Source organism: Candidatus Symbiopectobacterium sp. NZEC127, from assembly GCF_025962675.1.
In the GTDB taxonomy this organism is placed as follows: domain Bacteria; phylum Pseudomonadota; class Gammaproteobacteria; order Enterobacterales; family Enterobacteriaceae; genus Symbiopectobacterium.
In genome coordinates this window covers 534,087-558,813 of the sequence record NZ_JAGFPG010000002.1, presented here as the reverse complement: position 1 = coordinate 558,813, position 24,727 = coordinate 534,087, and the positions used below count along the sequence as shown (strand labels likewise).

18 protein-coding genes are annotated in these 24,727 nt (G+C 57.2%); 16 read left to right on the top strand and 2 right to left on the bottom strand.

Annotated elements, in window-relative coordinates; translation table 11 throughout:
• The first annotated feature begins 9 nt into the window (after window positions 1-9).
• Complete coding sequence (locus J5069_RS12500) at window positions 10-543, top strand: hypothetical protein (RefSeq protein WP_264628207.1); 534 nt, start codon at window positions 10-12, stop codon at window positions 541-543.
• Window positions 544-547: 4 nt separating this feature from the next.
• Here J5069_RS12500 and J5069_RS12495 read toward each other — a convergent pair whose 3' ends face one another.
• Both J5069_RS12495 and J5069_RS12490 read right to left on the bottom strand, forming a co-directional pair.
• Window positions 548-1,504, bottom strand: a complete 957-nt coding sequence (locus J5069_RS12495; protein ID WP_264644186.1) for a GlxA family transcriptional regulator — start codon at window positions 1,502-1,504, stop codon at window positions 548-550.
• A 60-nt stretch (window positions 1,505-1,564) separates the two neighbouring features.
• Window positions 1,565-2,341 carry an MBL fold metallo-hydrolase gene (locus J5069_RS12490; RefSeq protein ID WP_264644185.1) on the bottom strand — a complete coding sequence of 259 codons (777 nt, stop codon included), beginning with the start codon at window positions 2,339-2,341 and terminating at the stop codon, window positions 1,565-1,567.
• Window positions 2,342-2,677: 336 nt separating this feature from the next.
• Here J5069_RS12490 and J5069_RS12485 point away from each other — a divergent pair, with 336 nt between their 5' ends.
• The 15 genes from J5069_RS12485 to J5069_RS12415 all read left to right on the top strand — a co-directional run bounded on the left by J5069_RS12485 (window position 2,678) and on the right by J5069_RS12415 (window position 24,661).
• Window positions 2,678-3,787, top strand: coding sequence for a 4Fe-4S binding protein (locus J5069_RS12485; RefSeq protein WP_264644184.1), 1,110 nt, complete (start codon window positions 2,678-2,680; stop codon window positions 3,785-3,787).
• Between the two features lie 237 nt (window positions 3,788-4,024).
• Complete coding sequence (locus J5069_RS12480) at window positions 4,025-4,252, top strand: Flp family type IVb pilin (protein WP_319801676.1); 228 nt, start codon at window positions 4,025-4,027, stop codon at window positions 4,250-4,252.
• A 7-nt stretch (window positions 4,253-4,259) separates the two neighbouring features.
• Window positions 4,260-4,811, top strand: a complete 552-nt coding sequence (locus tag J5069_RS12475; protein WP_222159633.1) for a prepilin peptidase — start codon at window positions 4,260-4,262, stop codon at window positions 4,809-4,811.
• Between the two features lie 118 nt (window positions 4,812-4,929).
• Window positions 4,930-5,862, top strand: a complete 933-nt coding sequence (gene cpaB / locus J5069_RS12470) for a Flp pilus assembly protein CpaB (protein ID WP_264644182.1) — start codon at window positions 4,930-4,932, stop codon at window positions 5,860-5,862.
• A gap of 80 nt (window positions 5,863-5,942) precedes the next feature.
• Entirely contained in the window at window positions 5,943-7,376 is a 1,434-nt protein-coding gene (locus tag J5069_RS12465) for a type II and III secretion system protein family protein (protein WP_264644181.1), read from the top strand.
• A gap of 24 nt (window positions 7,377-7,400) precedes the next feature.
• A complete protein-coding gene (locus tag J5069_RS12460) occupies window positions 7,401-8,069 on the top strand; it encodes a CpaD family pilus assembly lipoprotein (RefSeq protein ID WP_264644180.1) in 669 nt (222 codons plus the stop codon).
• Window positions 8,070-8,083: 14 nt separating this feature from the next.
• Complete coding sequence (locus tag J5069_RS12455; protein ID WP_264644179.1) at window positions 8,084-9,283, top strand: hypothetical protein; 1,200 nt, start codon at window positions 8,084-8,086, stop codon at window positions 9,281-9,283.
• 28 nt (window positions 9,284-9,311) lie between these two features.
• Window positions 9,312-10,715 carry a CpaF family protein gene (locus J5069_RS12450; RefSeq protein WP_264644178.1) on the top strand — a complete coding sequence of 468 codons (1,404 nt, stop codon included), beginning with the start codon at window positions 9,312-9,314 and terminating at the stop codon, window positions 10,713-10,715.
• A gap of 17 nt (window positions 10,716-10,732) precedes the next feature.
• Window positions 10,733-11,713: a type II secretion system F family protein gene (locus J5069_RS12445; RefSeq protein WP_264644177.1), complete on the top strand. Its 981-nt coding sequence runs from the start codon at window positions 10,733-10,735 to the stop codon at window positions 11,711-11,713.
• Window positions 11,714-11,725: 12 nt separating this feature from the next.
• Window positions 11,726-12,685, top strand: coding sequence for a type II secretion system F family protein (locus tag J5069_RS12440; RefSeq protein WP_264644176.1), 960 nt, complete (start codon window positions 11,726-11,728; stop codon window positions 12,683-12,685).
• 52 nt (window positions 12,686-12,737) lie between these two features.
• Window positions 12,738-13,574, top strand: a complete 837-nt coding sequence (locus tag J5069_RS12435) for a tetratricopeptide repeat protein (RefSeq protein ID WP_264644375.1) — start codon at window positions 12,738-12,740, stop codon at window positions 13,572-13,574.
• Between the two features lie 8 nt (window positions 13,575-13,582).
• Window positions 13,583-14,110: a hypothetical protein gene (locus J5069_RS12430; protein ID WP_264644175.1), complete on the top strand. Its 528-nt coding sequence runs from the start codon at window positions 13,583-13,585 to the stop codon at window positions 14,108-14,110.
• Window positions 14,097-14,699, top strand: coding sequence for a TadE/TadG family type IV pilus assembly protein (locus tag J5069_RS12425; RefSeq protein WP_264644174.1), 603 nt, complete (start codon window positions 14,097-14,099; stop codon window positions 14,697-14,699). Before J5069_RS12430 ends, J5069_RS12425 begins: the two co-directional genes overlap by 14 nt.
• Before the next feature lie 130 nt (window positions 14,700-14,829).
• Complete coding sequence (locus J5069_RS12420) at window positions 14,830-16,449, top strand: pilus assembly protein TadG-related protein (RefSeq protein ID WP_264644173.1); 1,620 nt, start codon at window positions 14,830-14,832, stop codon at window positions 16,447-16,449.
• Between the two features lie 55 nt (window positions 16,450-16,504).
• A complete protein-coding gene (locus tag J5069_RS12415) occupies window positions 16,505-24,661 on the top strand; it encodes a beta-propeller fold lactonase family protein (RefSeq protein WP_264644172.1) in 8,157 nt (2,718 codons plus the stop codon).
• Window positions 24,662-24,727: the final 66 nt, after the last annotated feature.

Here is a 24,727-nt window from a genome sequence, read left to right as displayed (position 1 = left end):
GGCCGGATCATGAAAAAAGAAGAGTATTGTTATCGCATACTGAAAGCGTATTCGCTGATTGTCGATTTTGACGGTGAACCACACCGCATCAATGTTCCCAGCCCTATCGACGCTGATGAGACTCTCGCACAATGGCGCTCACGGGTACTGGGCCCGGACGCCACAAACGTTGTTTTCTACCAACCGACCCAGTCAGCACCCAATACTCGCATATCCACATTGCAACAGCGCGCCAGTGCAGACCACGTTGAACGGATGTTCAAATCGTTAGCGAAGGCGAAGGATGAAAGAGCAGAAAAGAAGACGCTTGATAAAGTCGAGAAAGAAGTGACTGAGGTGAAAAAGCAACTCATCACCTTCCCACGCGATACGCTGGAAGATGTGGTGGAAACCTTTGGTGATCGGCTGGAACCTTCAGTAATCGAGTTTTTCGACCGTTTTCTTGAGGATACAGGAGAACACATCGACACGGAAAGCTTGCTGAAAGAACTTATCTCGACTTACAACAGCGCAGCAAAAGCATTCAGAGAAAAGAATCAATAATCCCTCAGCGCGTAGGCCCACGAAACGCCCGACGCCATTCGCTCGGGCTCAGGTTAAAACGGGCCTTGAAGCGCTGTCGGAATGAAATCGGCGAAGCAAATCCCGCCATGTGAGCCACCACCTCGACGCTATGATCGCTGCTTTCCAACAGCATCTGGCTGCGCTGCAAACGCTCTGCGGTCAGCCACTCGCCCACCGTCATGCCGGTCGCCTTGATAAAGTGGCGGGTAAAGGTGCGGCGACTCATGCTGACAAAAGCCGCCAGCGCATCCAGAGAGTGCGGCTGGTCGAGATGGCTGCGCAGGTAATCCAACAGCGTATTAATATGCGTGTCACGCGTGGTTTCCGGCACCGGGCGTTCAATAAACTGTGCCTGCCCGCCATCCCGATAAGGGGGCACCACCATGCGACGCGCCACGCGATTTGCCAATGCACTGCCACAGTGGCAACGGATAATATCCAGACAGCAATCAATCCCTGCGGCCGTCCCAGCCGACGTGATCAGGCGATCGTCACGGGTGTACAGCGCATTGCTGTCCAGTTGCACATCAGGAAAACGGCGGCTGAAATCGCGCTCAAACTCCCAATGGGTGGCTGCGCGTCGCCCTGCCAATAATCCGGCATAGGCCAGTACGTAAGTACCCAGGCACAGCCCCACCACTTCCGCACCGCGCTGCCAGGCGCGAACCAGCGCCGCCAGCAGCTCGGGCGCAGGTTTCTCATCCGGATGATGCCAAAATGGAATGATAACAATATCTGCCGTTTCCAACAGAGCCAGACCGTGCTCCACATCAATGGAAATTCCGCTGTCCGACTGCACCCTTCCCGGCGTTAGTGCACAAATCTTCATCTCAAACCGGCCCGCCTCTGGCAATGCCTTGCCGAAGACCATGCTGGGCACAGAAAAATGAAACGGGCTGAATCCTTCAGTGGCAACAATGGCAACGCGTAACGCGGGCATAGGCGATTTCCTGTGACATATCGGTTTACTGACAGTGGGCCTTTGCCGTCACCCACGCATTCAAAGTGAGAGCATTTCCCCATCATCGGGTATCAACACGCGTTGTTCGATGCCATTTTCCCGACAATATTCACGCAGTTCGGCACGGCTAAGCAGGCAATGGTTCACTGCCTCCATGTGTGAGGCCACGACCATGCTATGCGGTAACAGCTCAAGCGTTCGACTGGCATCCTCTTTTCCCATAATAATCGGGCCAAAGCCATCCACGGTAGCGCACCCGATATTCAGTACCACCACCTCGGGTTGGTAACGTTGCAGGCTGTCAACATAAGGGGGAGCCCATACGGTGTCGCCAGCAATATAAAGGCGCTTTTCCTTCGCGCTGTCAAACACCAGACCGCTGGTCTCCCCCATGCGTGCCGCCAGATCCGGGTTGGCATAGAGGGCATCGCTGCCATGCTGTCCGCCAGTTTTCCAGAGCGTGATACCGGCCAGGGTATTCTCCTGTGTCAATACGTGCACCTGTGAGAACCCCTGTGAGCGAATCAATGCGGCATCCTGTGCATTCTGGGTGTAGATCGGCATCGCCTTGGGGATATGGCGTTGGGCGGCATCATCCCAATGATCGGGATGGGTGTGCGTCACAATCACCGCATCCACGTCCAGCAGTTCCTCTAATGACAGCGGCAGCGACACCAGCGGGTTGCGCAGCCAGGAACGGGCGGTTCCGGCAAAACCGGCCCAGGCCTCTTTCTCCGCCAGCATAGGATCGATCAGGAAAGTGGCTCCGGCATAGTCCACCTTCAGCGTAGCGTTACGAATTTGCGTCAATTTCATGGAAAACTCCCGTGGATAACATCCAGTAAGACAGTGTGAGCATCGATGGTTTGCAGTGTAAAGTGCACAGAGAAAACGCATAAGTTGCCCGCAGGTCATTGATCGATGAAAATGGGACAATCTGATTGATGCAGCGTCGTCGCGTGATTTTTTCAATCCCCATAAAGGCGTATTTTTATGATTAAACGCCAGTTTTAATTAAAAACCTCTACTCAAATTAATAATTCCGTTCACGCTGAATGCGCACATAAATCAATTATTCCCTGAGGTGGACATGATAATTTAACCTCACCTTTCCACGGTGTAGTCACAGGCCAAATAATAAAGAAAAGAGCAATGAGCGAAAAAACAAGAAAACGCTGGCAGCGCCGTCCCGGTACTACGGGCGGTAAATTGCCATGGAATGACTGGCGTAACGCGTCAACCTGGCGCAGAGCGACGCAGATACTGTTATTGGCCATCAATATCTATATCGGCGTGACCTTCTATTTCTGGGTGCGCTATTTTGAAACGGGCGGGGCCAGCGTTTATCTGCCCAGACCCGGCGGTATCGAAGGGTGGTTACCGATTGCCGGACTGATGAATATCAAATATCTGTGGGAAATGGGGCGTCTGCCACCGATTCATGTTGCCTCCATGCTGCTACTGCTTACTTTTATTATCACTAGCCTGCTATTGAAAAAATCTTTCTGTTCCTGGCTTTGCCCCATTGGAACATTTTCAGAATTGATTGCTGCCATCGGCAAAAAAATATTTAAACGACACTTCACACTGCCAACATGGCTGGATATTCCGCTGCGCGGTTTGAAATATCTGCTATTAGGTTTTTTTCTTTATATTGCGTTATCCATGCCGGCACAGGGCATTTATATGTTCCTGATGTCTCCCTATGGCCTGATTGCCGATGTCAAAATGCTCGGTTTCTTCCGTAATATTGGCAATATCACCCTGGGCGTTATTATTGGCTTCACCGTTATCAGTCTGTTCGTTCGACATTTCTGGTGCCGCTATCTCTGCCCCTATGGCGCACTGCTGGGCCTGTTTTCGCTGTTGTCGCCGGTAAAAATCCGTCGTGACGTCAACAGCTGCATCGACTGCGGAAAATGTGCCAAAGCGTGCCCATCTCATATTCCCGTCGATAAGCTCATTCAGGTAACAACCGCCGAATGTAATGCCTGCATGACCTGCGTCGAATCCTGTCCGGTAGCATCAACGTTAAGCTTATCGCTGTTGAATGCCCCGCGCTCACCGGTAAAAAGCGAAGACGCACATCGCCCCCTGTGGCAGAGAGCAGCGCTGTCCGGCGCGATGATGACTTTCCTGATTCTCGGCATCCTTTTCGCCACCGTTGGCTTCGCCATGTTGATCGGCGGCTGGGACAGCCCTATCCCCGAACAGATGTACTTCAAGCTTATTCCTGGCTCACAATCCATCGGTCATCCCTAGCCTCAATATCCCTAATCCCCCTTAAAACAGGGGGAATCTCCCTTCAGTAAGCATCGCGCAAAGATTGTTTTACCGTCTGATTAATAAGGACAATTTCACGTAATAAAAGATGAACAAATATTAATGTTACGTCACTTGCGATGTTTGATAATAAGTCTCATTATTGCTTTCGTTATCATCATGGCCGCTCAAGAATTAGCCATGATTTCTTTGGCTGCGAATAAAGAGAACCTTCCCATGAGAAACATGAAAGCAAAATTTCGTTCTTTCCTGCGCGATGAGAGCGGCGTCACTGCCATTGAATACGGCATTCTGGCGGCGGCAATGGCAGCAGCGATTGGCGCCATTTTTGGCGGCGATGGCATCTTTGTGAAAGCACTGAATGAGAAATTCAGCGCTATCGCCGATCAGATCACCAGCGCTGGCACCAGCGCGGGTGGCGGTGCAGCCTCCGGCGCGAAATAAGCACCAGATGGCGGTCAACGCACAGTGGCTGCAAACGGCGCTGCTGCTGGGGTGTCTGGCGTGGTGTATCAGTACCGACCTGTTAGTCCGGCGCATCGCCAATCGGGCGGTAGTGATTTTACTGTTGGGCTGGTTGCTGTTCGGCATCACGGATGTGGTACGACTCGGCGGAGGAAACAACGCCGCGTTACAGGGAATGTTGTGGGCGCTTCCGGGTGCCGCAGTGGTACTGGTGGTCGGGTTTATCCTGTTTCTCACCGGGCGGTTAGGTGCTGGCGATGTCAAGCTGATGAGCGTGCTGTGCCTGTGGGTAGGCTCGGGTCATCAGATCGTTTTTGTGCTGGTAACGGCGCTGGCGGGAGGGGTTCTGGCGCTCACGCTACCGCTGTTCAATACCGTTCCCACCGCCGTGGCACTGGGCATACAGGCAACCAACCGGCTGTTTAACAGCCGATTACCGCTACCTCCCGCACTGCCCGCCGATCTTTCTCAAGGCATACCCTATGGCGTCGCCATTGCCTTTGGTGCGATGTATGTCCTTATTTTTCCATTGTTTTAAATTCCATCTTTTAGATTCAATGGTTTTAAATTCGATGGCTTTAGATTCGATGTTTTTAAATCTGAACGTTTTAATCCGTCGCAACATTAAGACGCACACGCTAAAGCAGGCAAGCTGAATGAAAGTAAACGCTACTTATGTACTGGCCGGCGCTCTGGTACTGGCAGGACTCGTTGCGCTAATGGTCCGCAGCCATCTCGCCGCAACGCCCCCCGCACAGCCGCCGGTGGCGGTAAAAGCACCGGAGCAAACCGCTATTCTGGTGGCGGCGAAAGATCTGCACCCCGGTGATTTTATTGACGCCGCCTCGCTGAGTTGGCAGGTGGTGGAAGGGACGGTTTCTCGCAATTTCAACTTTATCCGTGGCAAAGACAGCCAGTCACTGCTGCTGGGCGCCACGCTGCGTGAACCGGTTGCGCAAGGCGCACCCCTGACCAGCAACGTGCTGGTCAAACCCGGTGAACCGGGCTTTGTCGCCGCCGTGCTGCGTAAAGGCATGCGTGCCATCTCCATTCCGACCAATGCAGTCGCCAGCAACTCTGGCCTGGTGGCCGCGGGCGATCGCGTCGACATCATTCTGAGCCTGCGACGTGATGAGCAGCCGGAACTGCCGCCCAGCCGCACACAGCCGGTCGTCCGACCGATGCTGGCCTCTCAGACTATCGCACGCGATCTGCGGGTACTGGCGCTGAATAACCAAACCGACACCGATGTGCGTCCGCGCCGCGATGTGGAAGAGGATGTCGCACAGGACGCCAACGCACGCAGCCGTACACCAGCCAGTACCAGCAGCACACGGACGCCGAGCTACCAAACTGTCACCGTTGAAGTGACACCTGAACAGGCAGAAGTGCTGGCGGTCGCCAAAGAGGTGGGGATGTTGCACCTGGCGCTGCGCAGTGCCACGCCCGATGCCCAGGATGAGAAGCCGGGCCACTCGCGCGTCACTACCCTGTCGCAAAGCACCACAATTTACAACGGGTTATCCAGCCATCAGGTGAAAGTGTATCACGGTGAGCAGAAAGGTGTGCTGGTGTTCCCCGCCCACTGACGAACAGCATTCAGGCAGCCTGCCCATGCCGCACGCGGGCTGTTGATGGAACCCTAAAAGCCATAACGGAATTAACGTAAATGACGATGTTTTCGCTGTATTTGAAATCGCACCTTCGGGAAACATGCAAACGATTACTCACTGCGAGTCTGCTCAGTACCGCGCTGCCCATCGCCGTAGTGATACCCAGCGCCGCACTGGCCGCAGGCGTATCAGAAGTGGCAGAAACTAATGTGGTGCACCTGACGGTTCATCAAGGACGCCTGTTACAACTTGACGGTCTGCCGGACAGCGTGCTGGTCGCAGACCCTAACATCGCCAGCTTCGAGCTGCCTTCTCCGGGCAACCTGTTTGTCTATGCCAAAAGCGTCGGTACCACCACGCTCTACGCCATGGATGAGAACGGTACGGTGATCAACGCCATCCGTCTGGTGTCCGAGCACGATTTGAAAGCGCTGGGCGAGCGGATAAAACGCGAGTTTCCCGGCGCGGATATCCAGTTGGAAGCCTCCATCCCCAGCGGCGTGATCGTGCGTGGCAGCGTAGACACCCCGCAAGATGCAAAACGGGTGATCGACAGCGTACAGGCTTACATCAGCGCGTCCGCCGGAGCACAAGGTGGCGGCGGTGGTGGTGGCGGCGCTGAAAAACTGCCGGGCAGCAGTGAATCCTCCGCCAAAGTGATCAACCAGCTCAAGATCAAAACCCCGTCACAAATCAACATTCAAGTGCGTGTGGTAGAAGTCTCGCGCAAATTGACCAGCGAACTGGGCTTTAACTGGGCAGCCTCACTGAGCACGGGCAGCGGCAACATCAACGCGGGCAGCGGTACGCGACTGGGGCTGTTTGACTCCGCCACCGGACGCTTTAGCAACCCCACCGATGCCGGTTTCTTAAGCTTTGGCCGCTCGCGCTTAAGCGGTTTGTTAACCGCGTTAAACCAGCAGGGCATGGCGACGGTATTGGCAGAACCCAACCTGACCGCGATGTCCGGTGAAACGGCCGCCTTTGCCGCCGGTGGTGAAGTGCCTATCGTGCTTATCACCAACAACAGCGTCAGCATCGATTACAAATCTTACGGCGTGATCCTGCGTATGACGCCAACGCTGCTCTCAGCTAACCGCATCAGCCTGCACATTGCGCCGGAAGTGAGTGAACTGACGGACGTAGGCGCGGTAGACATCCCCGGCGGCTCACGCGTACCGGCGCTCAAAGTGCGCCGTACCGATACCACGGTAGAGCTGGCAAGCGGACAAAGCTTTGCACTGGCAGGCATGCTGCGCAGCGCCAACGGCCAGACCGTGACCGGCGTACCGGGCTTGAGCAGCATCCCCTTGTTGGGACGCGCTTTTGAAAACGAATCCACCAGCCATGAAGAAACCGAACTGGTGATCATCGCCACTGCCTATGTCGTTGAGCCGGTCAATGCCGGAGAGCTGCAAACGCCAGGGCAAGGGGTAAGAACGCTGGATGCCGTCACACCGAGCTTCGGCTCCGTCGGCTACCTCTACTAACCCTGGATGACAACGGTGAAAAACATGAATAACCACACCACAACGCACACGCTGTTCTCCATGACGCTCTGCGCCTGCGCGCTGTTATTGGCCGCGTGCGGCGACAGCAGCATCAATAAAATGCGTACCGATCGTTTCGAACAGCCGGCTCTCAAACCGATCGAAGTCCGTCCAACTTCACTGGCGGTGACGCTGGCGGTTGCACCTAACGGACGCGGTTTTACGCCTGAATCGCTCAAGCAGCTCAATGTCATGCTGAAAGATCAGGGCCGTCTCGCCAAACAAACCCTGACGCTGGTCCCGCATTCGGTGCGCGGCGAGCAAATGGCAGACCGCCTGGCCGTGGTACTGAAAAATGCCGGAGCCGACGCGCGCAACGTGAAGCAATTGCGCCGTTCGACAGCAAGCGGTCAAACCGGCGATCTGGAAGTGATTTCAGAAGCGCTGGCGGTAAAAACCACGCGTTGCGAAGTGAACAATCCCGATCAGTTGATGGTGAAACCTTTTGAAGGCATTGGCTATCTGGGCTGTGCCACGCAAAACAACCTGGCGAAGATGGTGGCTGAGCCGCGCGATCTGATCCAGGCCAAGGCGCTGGACGCTGCCGATGGCGTCACCGCAGTGAACAGCATCGAACGCTATCACAAAGGTGAAGTGAAAGAGCTCATCGACATTAACTTTGACGAAGATTAAGGGCGAGGCATTCCATGAGCGACATTACCCTTACCGATGGCGAAGCACTGGCACAACCGCTGGTCGCCTTCGTGCATGACGCCCGCGAGGCGGCTGACGTCAGCGATCTGCTCTCGCGCTTGAATCAGCATGCCGTGCCGGTGCTGTCCGGCGGTATTGCTGGCGCACGCCAATGGTGCGAGCTGAATGTACCGCCGCGTATCCTGCTGGTGGATCTTGATGATACCCACTGGCCGCTGCCCGCGCTGGAAGAGTTGCTGGGCGTGTGTGGCCCCACCACCCAGGTGGTGGCGGCAGGCAAAGCGCAGGATATCGGACTGTACCGTGCACTGCTCCAGATTGGCGTGGTGGATTATCTGGTCAAACCCTTCACCCTCGATCTGCTGGCGACGACGCTCGCCAAGTGCGAAGGCCAACAGGCTGGGCCGGAATACGCCCGCATGGGCAGAACCATCGCGGTGGTCAGCGCCAGCGGCGGTTGCGGTGGCAGCACCGTGGCGATGGGGTTGAGCCGCTTGCTCTCCGCTGAACGCCATCTGCCCGTTGCTCTGGTGGATTACGACCGCCGTAACGGCGATCAGTTACTGCTGCAAGGGCAAACGGAAGACGGTGGACTCGCGGCCGTGCTGGACACGCAGGAGCTGGATACCCGTCTGCTGCAACGCGCCCTGCTGCGCGTGGATACGCGCCTGCATATGCTGGCACAGAAGCCAGAACTGGGCGAAATCAGTCCGGTTGACGTGGACAACGTGCTGAATCTCGGCGGCGTGCTGTGTCGCATGTTCAATCAGGTGATTTGGGATTTGCCGAACAGCTACCCAACCGGCGCGCTGGAAGTCCTGTCCTTTGCGGATCTGCGCATTATCGTCACCGAATTGACGCTGCAAGATGCGCGCAATGTGCGCCGTATCCTGCATGAGATCGGTGATGAAAGCGAAGGCCAGCGCCTGCTGTTGGTGCATAACCAGAGCCGTTTTGCCAACGCCGCCCCACTCACCCGCGACCAGTTTGAGCAGTTCACCGGACGCAAGATTGACGTGGTGTTGCCACATGCTGGTCACGCGCTGGCGCACAGCCTGACGCTGGGTGCGCTCAATCTGACCGCCGCCCCCGCCTTCTTGCAGGGCTTGCGCCAGCTGGTCGATCTGGCCTGCGGTGTGCGTGCCAGACCGGCAGAAAAACGCTGGTTTACACGCTGGTTAAAACGCGCCTGATGCGGCGTTTTCGAAAAGGTAACTGACCATGTTGATTCGCAGAAGCCAGCAGCAAAAGCAGGACGCCAGCAAAGGCGCACCGCAAGCGACACCGGCGGCCACCGTCACAGAGCTGAAGGCACGCCCGGCGGCAGACACTCGCCCCCAGTCCACCGCCAGCCCGGCGGCGGCGCCCAGTGCAGCCCCGCGCCAAACGGACAACCGCACCAGCCAACGCCGTCTGATCCGTGCACAGCTTTACGATCAGATCGATGCAGGTAAAGCGGCCATGATGGGTCGCGACAAACTGCTGGCACAAATTGAAACCGTGATTCGCCGCATTTGCGACGAACAGCGCCTCCAGCTTTCGCGTCAGGAAGAGGAAGCCATCGCCGCCGAAATGCTGGATGAAATGACCGGTATCGGGCCGATCCAGCCGCTGCTGGCTGACGACACCGTCAACGATATTCTGGTCAACGGCGCACAGCAGGTGTTTATCGAGCGCTTCGGCAAGCTGGAACTGTCACCGATTACCTTTATCGATGAAGAACACGTATTCAACACCGCGCAGCGCATTGCGGCAGCCGTAGGGCGGCGTATCGATGAAGCCAGCCCGATGGTCGATGCGCGTTTGCCTGACGGCAGCCGCGTCAACGTGATCACCTACCCGCTGGCGATCGACGGCACCACCATTTCGATCCGTAAATTCATGCGGCGTAACCTGTCACTGGAAACGCTGGCGGAACGCCGCTGCATGTCCTACGCCATGGCGGATGTGCTGAATAAAGCGATGCAGGCGCGCGTAAACGTCATCGTTTCTGGCGGTACCGGTGCCGGTAAAACCACGCTGCTCAACGCGCTGTCGCAAAAGATCGGCAGCACCGATCGCATCATCACCATCGAAGATGCCGCCGAACTGCAATTGCAACAGGAACACGTGGTGCGTCTGGAAACGCGCCCGGTCAGCGCCGAAGGCACCGGACGCGTCGATCAGCGCGATCTGATGCGTAACGCGCTGCGTATGCGCCCGGATCGCATCATTCTTGGTGAGGTGCGCGGCGGCGAGAGTTTCGACATGTTGCAGGCGATGAACACCGGCCATGACGGTTCGCTCTGTACCGTGCACGCCAACACCTCGCGCGATGCCATCCAGCGTCTGGAAAACATGGTGATGATGGCGAACATGCAGTTGCCGCTGATGGCTATTCGCCGTCAGATTGCCAGCGCTGTGCATTTGATTGTGCAGATTGAACGTATGCGCGACGGCATGCGCCGCGTGGTGTCGATCACCGAAGTGTGCGGCATGGAAAACGAAGTGATCCAGCTTCAGGATCTGTTCAACTTTCAGATCCAGGGCATGGATGGCCAAGGCATGCTCACCGGTGAATATGTACAGCACATTCAGCGCCCGCAGTTCTACAGCGACAAAGCGCACCTGTTCGATGCGCAGTGAGGATCGAAGGAGAGCCGATGAGTGATGCACGCCTGAATCTGATCACCTTGCTGATATTTTGCTGCGTCTTTGCGTTGGTGTTGGCTATCGCCGCCTGGCAGAAAGCTCGCCGGCATCGCCAACAGCGTGAACAGCGTTGGCAACAGGTGTTAAACGAGGTCAGCCCAGCCGCCGCCGAGATAACCTCCGACTCCATCCTGCGCGATGAAGTCACGACCCCGTTTATGCGTGTGCCGGTGCTGGGACGTGCGCTGGCGATCCTCTGGGCGCAGTTGGCGTTTATCGGCTGGAAAAAAAACCTGGTGCAGCGCGCACTCTCGTTAGGCGCTGTCAGCCTGGTGATCGGCATGATCATGGGACAGCGCACGCTGCTGCCATTGACGATGGGACTGGTATTTACCCTGCTGCTGTTTGTCAGCACCGCCGTACTGCTGTTCCGCTCCACGCTACAAAAGCACCTGAAAGCCCTGCGCGAAAGCCTGCCGGAAGCGATCGATGCCATTACCCGCAGCTGTCGTGCAGGTGTGCCCGTGGCGAATACCTTCGCCATTGTGGCCGAGCACCTGAGCGGCCCGCTGGCCAACGAATTCAAAACCATCGATCACTGGCTCAAACTGGGCATTCCCTTACGTCAGGTGATCCAGACCTCTGCCACTCGGGTGCCGATGGCGGAATACCGCTTCTTCGTGGTGATTCTGATCATTAACCAGGAAGCGGGCGGTCGGTTGGGTGAGACGTTGGAGCGGCTCTCCGCCACGCTGCGCGACAGGCGCGAGCTGCAACTGAAAGTGCAGTCGAAAACCTCAGAAGCGCGCGCCTCCGCCAAGATTGTTGCCGCCCTGTTCCCCTGCTGTCTCGCCTATTTGTATATGAAATCGCCGGAGGATTTCAGCTTTTTGTTCTCCGACCCGGTGGGCACCTCGGTGCTGATTTACGCCCTGTGCAGCGTCTCGCTGGGGATGTTGGTGACCCATTTGATGGTCAAGCGGGTTGGATAAGAGAGAGCCGAAATGACGTTATTAAGCGACCCCTTACTGCTGCTGGCGCTGATGTTGATCATCGCGGGTATCGTGCTTGGCCGTACGCAACATAAGGCGCGTCAGTACAAACTGTTGGAAAACCGCCTGCGTGGGCATCTGCCTGCCGCGAGCACGGAGACAGATTCACAAGACTCCATCCTGCGCGGTCAGGGAGCAGCGTTATCCCCTTGGCTGGAAGCGCTGCTGCGGCCGCTCGCGGCGCAAGGCGAGCAACTGGCGGGTTCAGACCGCGACCGTCGCAACCTGCGCCGCATGCTGGATCTGGCCGGTTTACGCCGTCATGAAGCGGTGGGCTGGCTGGTGATGGGAAAATTTATCACCGGTGCGCTGATTGCCGTACTGCTGGTATGGGGATGGCTGCCCGCCGCCGATCGGCTCGGCCTGACGGGTGCCGCGACCGGCCTTATCGGCTTTTTTGTCGGCACGATGCTGCCCGAGTGGTGGTTACGTTGGCGTGCCGCCAGCCGGGGCGAAAAACTGGCGCGTGCGGTGCCGGATGCGCTGGATCTGATGGTGGTGTGCGCCGAAGCAGGCTTGCCGATCGGACGTGTTCTGCACGTGGTATCGAAAGAGTTGGGCCTTTCCTCACCGGAAATGGCCGATGAACTGCACTACACCGCCGCTGAATTGCAGATCTTGTCCGATCGTACCTTGGCGATGATGCACCTGGCAGAGCGCACGCGCGTCAGTGAAATCGAAAGCATGGTCGCCACCCTGATTCAGGCAGAACGCTACGGCACCCCGCTCTCTCAGGCGCTGCGTACCATCGCGGACGAAAGCCGCAAGACACTGATTTTAGGGCTGGAAGAGAAAGCGGGCAAGCTGCCCGCCCAGCTCAGCGTGCCATTGATGACGCTGATCCTGCCTCCCATTATCGCCATTATGGCTGCCCCCGCCCTGGTGCGTGTGGTGCGCCTGTTGTCACAATGAACCACCGATGGAGTCCGTGAAGATGTTTGGTCAGATAACCTTGAGTAACAATATGGCTTACCGCCGCCGCACCTTCTCATTGACCGTGTTGCTGCTCAGTATGGTGCTGGCCGGTTGTGGCAGTTCAATGGCGATCAAGGGCAATAAAGACGAAGGGTTGCGTCTGGCGCGTTTACTGCGCGATCAGGGCCGGGTGGAAGCCTCGACCGACGTCTATACCCGTTTGGACAGCCGTAACATGCTGAAAGGATCAGAGATGCTGGAATACGCCAGCGTTGCCGCGCTGGCTCGCTCCCCGCAGCAAACGCTGGAGCTGTACAGCCGCGCACGTCAGTCATTAGGCGGCGACACGGACAAAATGTCGCCCGAAGAAGCGCTGGCCGTCTGTCTCGGCATGGGGCGCGCCCAGTTAGCGCTGGGGCGTAACACCATGGCGCAGAAAGATTTCACCTGTGCGCTGAAAGCGCAGCCCAACAACACGCTGGCGCTGAATGGCATGGGCGTGGTGATGGACAGCGCAGGGCAGCACACGCAGGCACGGCAGATGTTCGAAAAAGCCTTGCAGGTGAACCCGGCAGACGTCTCCGCCATCAACAACCTGGCGCTCTCCTGGCTTGCCAGCGGCAACCCGGACAAAGCGATCCCGCTGCTGCGCTCACTGGATGACGGCAACACCACCGGTAAACTTAATCTGGCGCTGGCCTATCTTGCCAGCGACCGGGAAGAGGATGCGCGCACGGCACTCGGTGCCATTGCCCAGCCACAGCGGATTGATGCACTGATCGCCTCGCTGCACCAGCGTCTGCAACAGATGCAGCAGGATAAAACCCGTGGCGAAACGCTGCTGGCCTCCAGCCGCCAGCGCCTGCAACTGAGTAGCCCGGAATAATGGCAAGTATGCGCGATACGTTCCAACACCAGGCCCAACGCTGGCGCGCCTCGCGCGGCGTGGTAGCGACCGAAGTGGCCTTTTTGGTGCCGGTCGCGATGGTCGGCGTGATGATGCTGTTTGAACTGGCGCGTATCGGGCTGGTGATCGCGGTCGGCAGCGCTGCGCTGGATAAAGCAGTGCAAAGCTTCCGCCTCGATAATCTCAACGCCGCCAGTCCGGAACAGATGAGCACGCGCCTGAAAACGCGCATGGTGGATTCGGCGTATGGCTATCTCAACGCAGACAACCTTACCGTCAATGTGCTGCATTTTGAAAACCTGAACCAGCTGGGTGGTTTTACCGCCAGCGGCAATGCATCAAACGATGCACAAAATGACGAAGAGAACAGTACCACGCTGCCGGTGTGGTCCGTCACGGTACAGATTGAAAAGGCGTTCATCACGCCGCTGCCGGAAGTGTTAACCCTGGGCACCACCTTCCGCTATCAGTACAAGCACGTGTTCGGCACGGAGTTACGCAATGACAATAACTAACACGCTGTTGCGCTACGTGAAACGTTTTCGCAGCTCATGCCGTGGGGTTGCCGCCGTGGAAACCGCACTGGCGTTTCCGATTGTTCTGGCGATCGGTTCGCTCTGCGCCGACATGTACAGCGTTGGTCTGGAACGTTCTCGTATGGAGCAGCGCGCGGGTGCCATCGCCTCAATACTGGCGATGCAACAAGATCTGACGGAAACCGGGTTGCAGGGGTTGCTGGATACCGTACTGCCCAATCAGCGATTGGGGAATTATCAGTTACTGATCAGCAACGTGCGCCAGACTGGCGATCTCTATTGGCAACTGAGTCGCGGCACGGCGAAAGGGCTGTGCGTGGGGAGTGAAACCCAGACGAATACGCCCTATCTGCCAGACCTGCCGGAGCGCGATGCCAAAAAGGGAAGCAAGAATACCTCCATGCTGGTGGTGGAGATTTGTCGCCAGGGCAAAGACGTCGCCCTGCTGGGCGGCATGTCATTAGGCGGTTTATTGCACGCCACGGCAATCAATCGGGTTGCCATCGGCGTCGTGGATTTAGACGAAACCCTGAGCAAAGAAGCCGGGTTGGATAACGATAAAACATAACGACGCGTGACGGGCAAAAAGACCCACTCTAACCACGCGCACTGATACAGAGCCATGTCGTATTACTTTTTCCCCGCTGATTCGGGCGGGATAGCTATGCACTAAATTTGGTCAATCAGGACAATAAAAGATGAAAAAAGCGATTAAAAACAGTGAAGTTAAAAAAGATGGTCGTAGCGTGCGCCCCTTTTGGCGCACCGCGCTGTCCGCTTTTATGCATCAGGAAACCGGCGCGGGCACGGCGTTTTACGTGCTCGGCACCATGGCACTGCTGGTCAGCGCCGCCTTCATTGTCGATACCTCAACCGCCACCGGCGATGCCACGCAGATCAAGCGCGCGACAGACGCCGCCGCACTTGCCGTCGCGCATCAGGCCACCATCAATGGCGACGAGTATGACCCGGAACAGATTAAAGAGCTGGCCTACCAATACGTCAAAAACAACCTTGGATTGAATAACGCCCTCGACAATAAGCTCACTCGCGAAGATGTCACCGTCACCGAAGGGCGCAAAAACGACACGCGCAAAACCTATACCGTCGAAGCCAGCTTCAATACCCAGCCTAATCTGATGAATTTAGGCGCGCGAAAGCAGGCGGTGTACTCCACGGCGGAAGTGATCAATCGGCCAACGGAAATCGCCTTCATGATGCCTGTCACCGGTGAAATGAGCGATGCCGATATCCGCGCATTGAAAAGCGTCAGCCGCAAATTTGTCGAACGCATGCTGAGCAGCGCCGATGGCAAGCGGGACAACCTGTGGCTCTCGCTGGTGCCTTACAGCCAGTCGGTTAACGTGTATGACGCAGAAGATACCAACCGTATTCGCCGCTGGGCAACACCTACTGCGCTCAACCCGATAGAACTCACCACGCTATTTCGCACGGGCTATCGCGGTTTGGACGATCGCCGTATTCCCGACAGACGTGCAAATTTGCTGTGCATGTACCGCGGTCTGGGCGCGGAAGAAAATTTCTTTTGGGATGAGCCGCCAGTGGCGCAGTTTGGCGTCTATTACCGTCACGATCTGCCGCAAAACGGGAGCCCCGGCGCGGCACCGATCTCCTGGGTAGGACCTAACCCTGATTTCGGCCAGGCCAGCGGTGTTAACGATACTCGCTGGATGGTAGCCGATCGCGGCTGTCCCAACGCCGCACTGCTGCCGCTCACTAATGAAGAAACCAAGCTGGAACAGCGTATTGCTCAGTTTACCCCGCGTTTCAACGTTAACTATGCCATTGCCATGGGCTGGGCTGCCGCCGCGCTGTCACCCAATATGCGCGGTTCGGAAGGCTGGGGCGATGCCAAGCTGCCGCTTGATTTCAATCAGGACGGCAAAGGCGACGGGCAAAAAGTGATTGTGATGATGGCGAACACCGTCGGCAACTGGTTCGACACCGACAGCTACAACTTCAAGCGCAATCAATTTTCTGGCAGCACTGGCTCAGACGTTTCACGCCAGTTCGCCCGTAAACGCTTTCGCGATCTGTGTGACAGCTTCCGTATACGCAATCTCAAATTCTATTTTGTGGGTATTCGCCCCGGCGATCCGGAGGATTTCGGCCGCAACCTGTTTGACGAGGAAGCCACTCCGGGCCTGCTTATCTGCACCGAAGGTGAAAAACGCATGAGCTTTGTAGATGGCGCAGGGTTCGGCGCAGAGGGCGTCGAAGATCAACTGATTCAACGGCTGAATCGCATTGCCAGCCAAATCGAAACCGAGGGCGGCTACGTGCGGTTGGTGGAGTAAGCCCCCTATCTCGCCAGCCAAACGCGATTTGCTTCTTTTATAAGGACAAAACACCATGACATTTTCCCGTTCCAAAGCCGGCAATACACCTGCGCGCCCACCCCGTCAGGCATGGGTGTTGGAACCGCGCATGATGTTCGACGCCGCTGCCGTCGCCACCGCGGATGCCGTTGCCGCTCAGGTTATCGCGCCCACCGACAGCGCGCCGGGTGTGGATGCCACCCCGGCCCACGGTACGGTAACCATCAATGAGGGAGAAACAGGCTTTGCCGCCGTGGATCTGTTCAGTAAGGTGACCGTGTCCACTGACACCGGTGCGGATAGCAGCGGCAAGGAATTGACCGAGTTAGTGATCACCGTCGATCGCACCGGTGCCAATCAAGTGCTGATGATCGATGGCAGTGACATTGCCCTGAAACCCACCACCACCGGAACCGAAGCGACCCTCAACAACGGTTACAGCTATAAGGTCACCGTCAGCGGTGGCACCACCACCATCACGCTGAGTATCGAATCATCAGACGCTTTTCAACCCGCTGACGTTGCCACGCTGATCGACGGCATTGCCTATAAACCACTGGACAGCAGCGTGGCAAGCGGTGATGTCACGGTTACGCTGAAAAGCCTGAGCGATCAGGACGCGAAAGCGGCGTTGGATATTCACGCCACCGTGACGGTAGACAACAAGGTTAACGTGCCTCCCGCGCTTTCCGGCAGCCTATTACAGGAAGCAGAGGCCTTTACCGCAGGCACACTGGCGAAAGCGACAGAAATCGCCTATTCCACAGATGGCAGCCACGTGTACGCCGCCGGTTCTGACAACACCCTCACCGTTTTCGCCGTCGACAGCACCGGGCGCTTAACCCAGCAGCAGAGTCTGGTGGTTGACGACCTCGGCACCGTTAACCATTTGGTGGTCAGTGCCGATGGCAAATCGGTCTACACCATTGCCGGTAACGGTAATCTGATTCAACTGAGCGTCAACGACGGCAAGCTGGCGTATGTCAGTACCACCAAGCTGCCCGCTGGCGGCTCAACCGGCGGGCTGGCGATTTCGGACGACGGTAAACAAGTCTATGTGGATGCCAGCAGCAACAGCGGACGCGCGGTGTATGTCTACAACCGCGATGAAAATGGCAAATTAACACAGGGACAGGAACTGGAAGCCCACCGTAACGGCATGATTGCCACCTCCGGTGATTATGTTTATGTAATCCACAGCGGTGCTGGGATTTCCGCCCCCCACGAAATAAAGGTGTATCAACGTAATGCCACGACGGGCATCCTGACACAGATCGACGACCTTATTCTTACAAAGAAAGGGATGGATGCCATCGACTACGCGCTGACCACCTCCAACGATGGCAAGCTGCTGTACGTCGGTGACCCAACCAGCGCCAATATCGTTATTTACCAGTTAGGCAGCGACAACAAGCTGGCCCAGATCAACACCGTTACCAGCGACAAGATAGCCAGCCTGACGCTTAGCCGCGATGGCACCCAGCTTTACGCTGCGACCACGACGGGCACCGTGAATGTTTACGCCGTGGGTGAAAGTGGCAGCCTGACGCTCACCGGCAGCAGCACCGGCACCACCAACGGCGGTGACATCGCTGTCTCTGCCGATGGCAACTCTATTCTGGTTTCTGGCAACGGTATCAGTCGCTATTCGCCCATCCAAACGCTGCTACGCGGCGGTGAAATTACGCTGGCACACGGCTTGACGCTGTCTGATGCCAACAATGACCGCCAGGCAGACGGCAACGGGGATTATCACGGCACCACGCTGACGCTTTCCCGCGCAACCGACGCACAAGCTGACGACCAGTTCGGCTTTGCGCCAGGCAGTGGCCTGCAACTGATCGACGGGAAAGTGATGAAGGGCGATACCGCCATCGCCACGTTTAGCCAAAGCGCGGGCACGCTCACGCTCACCTTCCTGGCGGGTGCCAGTAAAGCTGATGCCAATGCGGTATTGCACCAAATCACCTACAGCAACACCGGCGCCGACACCAATGGTACCCTGGTAAAACTGGCCCTGCGCGCCAATGACGGCAAGGCAGACAGCCAAACCGTCACCTTTGATGTGCTGATCACCAACAATACCGCCCCGACGCTCGATGCCACCCCCATAGGCAACAAGACCTATGACACCCACGGCACGGTGGTTAACCCGTTTAGCAACGCCACGATCAGCGCCGGTGAGATTGGTCAGTCGATTATCGAACTGACGTTGAGCATTGACAACGTAGACCAGGCTGCGAATGAATTTATTATCATCGCTGGCACGCGCATCGATCTGGCGAGCGACGGCAGCGGTCAGGCCGGTGACTATCACTACACTTACACCCGTAGCTACGGAACCGGCACACTGACGATCGGTCATGAAGCAGGCGTAACCGCCGCTGCGGCACAAACGCTGGTCAACGGCATCGCCTACGTCAATGACACCGAACAGGCCACCACGGGCACACGCACCATCACGCTGACCAGCCTGCGCGATAACGGTGGCACCGAAGGTGAGGGTAACGACACTGGCGATCTGGCGATCGCCGCCACTATCGCGTTAGCCATCAATAATCCTCCCGGTTGGCAAAACAGCATCACCAACCCCGACGCCACGCTCTATTACAACAACGGCACCCTAAGCGGATACGGTGAATACGTCACCGCTATCACCGTGTCGGCGGATGGCAAAACGCTGCTGGTCAGCGGCAGCGACGGAGCCAATGCGGGTGGCAACAGCACGCTGCGCATCTACAGCCGTAACAGCACAACCGGTGAATTAACCCTGGTGCAAACCTTTATTCAGGGTGAGAGCGACAATCCGGAGACCACGGCGATCGAAGCCAACGGCCTTAGTGGTATCACCACGATGACCATGCATGGCAACGATCTGTACGTCGCCGGGCACAGCGGCGATGCAACGACCTACTCACTGGTGCGCTTCACCTACGATGCCACCAGCGGCCAATACACCTATGCGGGCATCGTCGCCACCCAAGGGGTGGACGATGCAACAGGGCTGGATGCACAGATCACCGAAATCGTGATTTCAGCGGATGGTAAATCGCTCTATACCATCAACGGCCTGACGACGGTGGATGGTACCACCGGCAAATCGGTGTTAGCCCAATTCTCTCGCGATCCGGATACCGGTGCCCTCACCTATTTAGGCGAATATCAAGGGGGTTCTGCAACGCTCGGCATGAATGCGCCAAGCGGCATGGTTATCTCCGGCGATGGCAAATCGGTTTACGTTGCCAACAGCAGCAACAGCATGATCACTGTGCTGTCTCGCGATACGCAAACCGGCAAACTGACTTACGTCGGCCTGATCAATGATGCCAGCATTAGCGCCGATCCCAACAGCGCAGCGCGCCCCAGCGATAATCGCTATTTGGCGAATATGCAAGACATTACCCTCTCTCCCGACGGTAATTTTGTTTATGTCGGTTCCGGGCAGCAGGCTACGCTGTCTATTTTCAGCCGCAACGCCAGCGATGGCAGTTTGACCTACGCCGGCACGGTGGATCTCTATAGCAAGGGCTATACCCCTGCCAATGCGCTTTCGGTGCGCGAACTGGTTATCTCACAGGATGGTACAGCACTTTATGCCGGTATGAACGGTGGCTCAGTACTGGTGTTCAGTCGCGATGCCATTACCGGTGCGCTGACGTTTGTCAGCGCGCTCAATACCGGCGCACGCACCAACCACATTGCGGTCAGCGCAGATGGGCTCAACCTATACAGCGGACGCAGTTCCGGCGGCACCGGACTGGCGATACTTTCGGCTTTACCAAATGCAACCTACACCGCCGATGGCTCAACCCCCTTCGCGCAAGGATTACACTTCTCCGATGTCGATGCGGATCAAATCTCGGATTACAAAGGCACGACGCTGACCCTGAGTCGCGCCAGCGGTGCCTCGGCGGACGATCAATTCAGCTTTAAAAATGGTTCCGGGTTGCGTCTGGAAAACGGCACGATCATGAAGGGCAAGGCGACCATTGCCAGCTTTGCGACGCAGGATGGCGTACTGACCATCACCTTTAGCCGTGATGTGGATAAAGCCACCGCCAATCAGGTATTGCAGCAGGTCACCTACCGTAACACCGGCACCGAAGCACCAGCGCGGGTTGATCTGAACATCGCCGTGCGAGATAGCGGCGGCAAATCAGCCACAACCGCCGTGGCACTGCTGTTAACCGACTCGCCGGTTGAACCCACGCTGAGTGCGGAAGGCAAGCAGACCACCGCCATCATCTCTACCAGCGGCCTGCCCGCAGCAGTCGATCTGTTCGATAATGTGGATGTACGACTTGGCAAAGCGGGCGCGGCGCTCTCAGAATTGACCTTCACGGTAAACCGTGCCAGCGCCAATGATGCGTTGGTGATTGATGGCACCACTATCACGTTAACGGCTTCCGAAGGCGTGACAGCACAGAGACATTCGTATCAGGTGACGGTTAAGGATGGTATCACTACCCTCACACTCAAGCTCAAGAACGGCGATAACACACCAAACGACGTGAATGCCCTGATCGACAATATCCACTATAGAGTACTGAGCAGCGATGTAGCGCAAGGTGCCGTTACCGTCACGCTGACACAACTGGTTGATAGCGCCGATAACACCACCACGCTCGATATCCACAGCACCGTTGCCGTGCTTGATACCCGCCTGACACCGCATCTGGGTGCCGAAACGGGTGCGCTTGACTATGCGCACTTGTTTGATCTGTTGGATGACAAAGGCAACTCCCGCTTTACCGGCCTTCAAGGCATCACGATTGTAGGAGACAAGATCTACCTGGTTCGCACTCACAGCGATTGGGTTTATGACGAAACGACGGGAACCGGACAGGACGTTGAGTCCAACGTCCTTTACCTGGTCGAGCGTGATACCGACGGCAAGCTGTACATGACCAAAAGCGCGGAGATCACCGGGTTAACCGGTGCGGCGCAAGTGCGCGTTTCCAGCGATGGCAGCAGCCTGTATGTCATTGGTGCAGATAATATCGCGCTGTTTGATGCCAACGATCTGCATGAAATCGGCACCGTTGGCGGCGATATCGGCATGGTGCGCGATGTGTTAGCCAACGGCGACAAGGTTTACATCACCAGCGGCGACAGCCTGCTGGTGTTCACCCGCACCGGAGAGACGCTGACACTGACCACAACGCTCACCGATGCGGGAGACACCGGCCAGCAACTCGACGGTGCCAACGCGCTGACCCTGTCACCGGATGGCAAAACGCTGTTTGTCGCAACCTCAGGCGGCGATACGGTGGTGAGCAGGTTCAGCGTGAGCGACGACGGCACCCTGACCTACAAACAAGCTATCGCCGGTTCGACGGCCAGTGAAGAGGGTTACTACGCCTCCGCCATCACGGTTTCACCCGACGGCAAATCACTGTATGTGGTGGATAACAATACCTCGCTGCATATCTTCACCGTAGCGCAAGACGGCACTCTCACCGCAACCTCAACCTTGACGATCAGCTCAGGTGAAGGCGACGAGGGGAAACCAACCAGCGTCAAGCAGGTACTGGTCTCTCCTGATGGCAGCTCCGTGGTGATCACCGGGGAACTGGGGCGCAGCGACAATTACAACACCTACGGCATCATTCTCTATGCGCGCGCTGCCGACGGCAGCCTGACACAGCGCCAGGCAGTGGAAGGCTTTGGTAATGTAGCAGATTATAAAGGGACGGTATTGAGCGAGGTGCGCTATGCCAGCTTCAGCGCCGATGGGAAGCAGCTTTACCTCACGGGCACCCTGTATATCCAGGATAGTACCAGCGGCTCGAGGCCGGAAGGGATGGTTATCCTCGATCTCATACCTGCCACTGAAACCTTTACCGAAAGAGGCGATGCGGTTGCACTGCTCCCCGGCGGCACCTTGTCGGCCCCGGTCAACGATCAAAGCAGCTATCAAGGTGCCACGCTGGTGGTTGAACGCACCGGCGGCGCACAGGCTGGCGATCAGTTTGGGCTTTCCGCCAGCAGCGGCCTGACCCTGGCAGAAGATGGCAAGATCTCGCAGGGAGGCAAGGCGATCGCCAATGTCACTATCGATACCAGTGGCAAACTGACCATCACCTTTTTGGCGGGCGTTACGCAAGCGGAAGCACAGCAGGTGCTGCGAGCCATTGCTTACCAATCCACCAGTAACGACCTGACGGCTGCCAGCACTGAGGCCACTTTCCGTATCAACTTCAATGACGGACAAAATCATACAGCCGAATTCACCACCGTGGTGAATCTCATCGGCGTTAACGATCCGGCAGTGGTCAGCACTGAGCCAGTGAACTCAACCTACGTACCGGGCAGCGATGCGATCACGCTGTTCAAGAACACACTCATTGATACCATTGAAGCTGGCCAAAAAATTCATCGGGTAGAGATTTCCGTTTCCCCGGTCAGTGTCGGTGATGTGCTGCATGTAGAGGGCGGGGACATCTCGCTCGACAAGACCATCGACTATCAGGCTTTTGTTGGTGAAAGCGGAATGGAATACCGCGTCAGTGTCAGCAACGGCGTTGCCACCGTGACGTTGTATGTTACGCGTGACGGCGCCAGCACCGCACAGTTGATCGATGGTATCACCTATAGCCACAACGACGCAGACGCTACGGGTAGCCGCACAGTGGGTCTGACCGTTTATGAGGAAGGGGACTGGCGGCAGGAGCTTAAGACTGAATTCAGTGAAAAAACTGTCGTCACCTTCAAAGGCAGTGATGTCCCTGAAAACAGCGCCCCAGTCTATAACGACCAAGCCGGGTTGAACCTGGGCACACTGCAAGCGGGCAGCGCATATCACTATACCTTGCCGGAAAACCTGTTTACCGATGCCGATAACGACACGTTAACCTGGAACGTCAGCGGCTTGCCGGACGGGCTGAAGTTTGATGCAGCAACCCGCACCCTTTCAGGCACGCCTACGGCGTCTGGTGAATTTACCGTGACGCTCACCGCCAGCGATGGCAAAGCGCAAGCCAGCCATGCGGTCAAGGTGACGGTAGCGCAAGCACCTGATGTCGAGCCGGATAACAGTGCTCCGGTGTACAACGACCAAGCCGGGCTGAATCTGGGCGCACTGCAAGCGGGTAGCGCCTATCACTACACCTTGCCGGAAAACCTGTTTAGCGATGCTGATAACGACACGTTGACCTGGAACGTCAGCGGCTTGCCGGACGGGCTGAGCTTTGATGCAGCAACTCGCACCATTTCGGGTACACCCGCCACATCAGGCACGTTTACCGTGGTACTCACCGCCAGCGATGGCAAAGCGCAAGCCACGTATGCGGTCAATGTGACCGTCGCGCAAGCCCCTGTGGAGCCGCAGCCGGAAACGCCAGATAACTCGGCACCGGCCCCGGTGATCCTGACCACCTCGTCGGCACGCGTGCCCGATGCATTGAATGAACGGGAACAGGAACAGCCATTAAGCGCGATCGTGGCGGCGCTGTCTCAAACGTCTTCACCGGCAGCACACGCTACGTTTTCCGCGGAATTTGCGGCAGCGCAGTCTCACTCTGCAGCAGAACGTACTGCCGCGCCCTGGGTGCTCGACCCCGTGATGCAAACGCTGCTGCCGCCGCTGGAAACGGTGAATTTTGCCGCGCGCGGCAACGCGGTTCAGCGCGACAACACGCCGGTACAGGCGACGGATTCATCGCTGTTCCAGCGCGTACCCGGTCAAACCACCTCGTTGGAATCGGCTTACAGCAGCCTGCAAGGGTCGTTGCAGCGCGACAGCGCTGGCGCACTGGTGTTTACCCTGCCGTCACGCCTGTTCAGTGCGCGTGATAACGGCGTAGCGCTGTCGTTGCAGCTCGCCAATGGACGTCCCCTGCCCGCCTGGATTCAGTTTGATACCCGCAGCGGTCAGCTACGCATCACCGATCCTGACGCCGTGCAGGTAAACCAAATCCAGTTGGCGCTGACCGCGCAGGCGGCCGACGGCGCGCGTCGCACCATACCGGTCACATTGCAAACCGGACTCGAGACATCGGTTAGCCAGCCAACGGATCGCGGTGCCTCCACCGCGCTGCCGCCGCTACCGTACGACAGTGTGCAGGACAGCCGCATCGAGATCGCACTGCCCACCGGAAAAACCGCGTTTAGCGAGCAGCTTAGCGCACCGCGTGCCGAGCAGGATGCCCTGCTGGCAGCACTGAGTGAATTGAGCCGTCTGCGCGCGTGACAGGTGCGGGACATATTGCAGCATTTAACCATACGTTCAGTCGGTTGCAGGCCACTCAGCCCACAA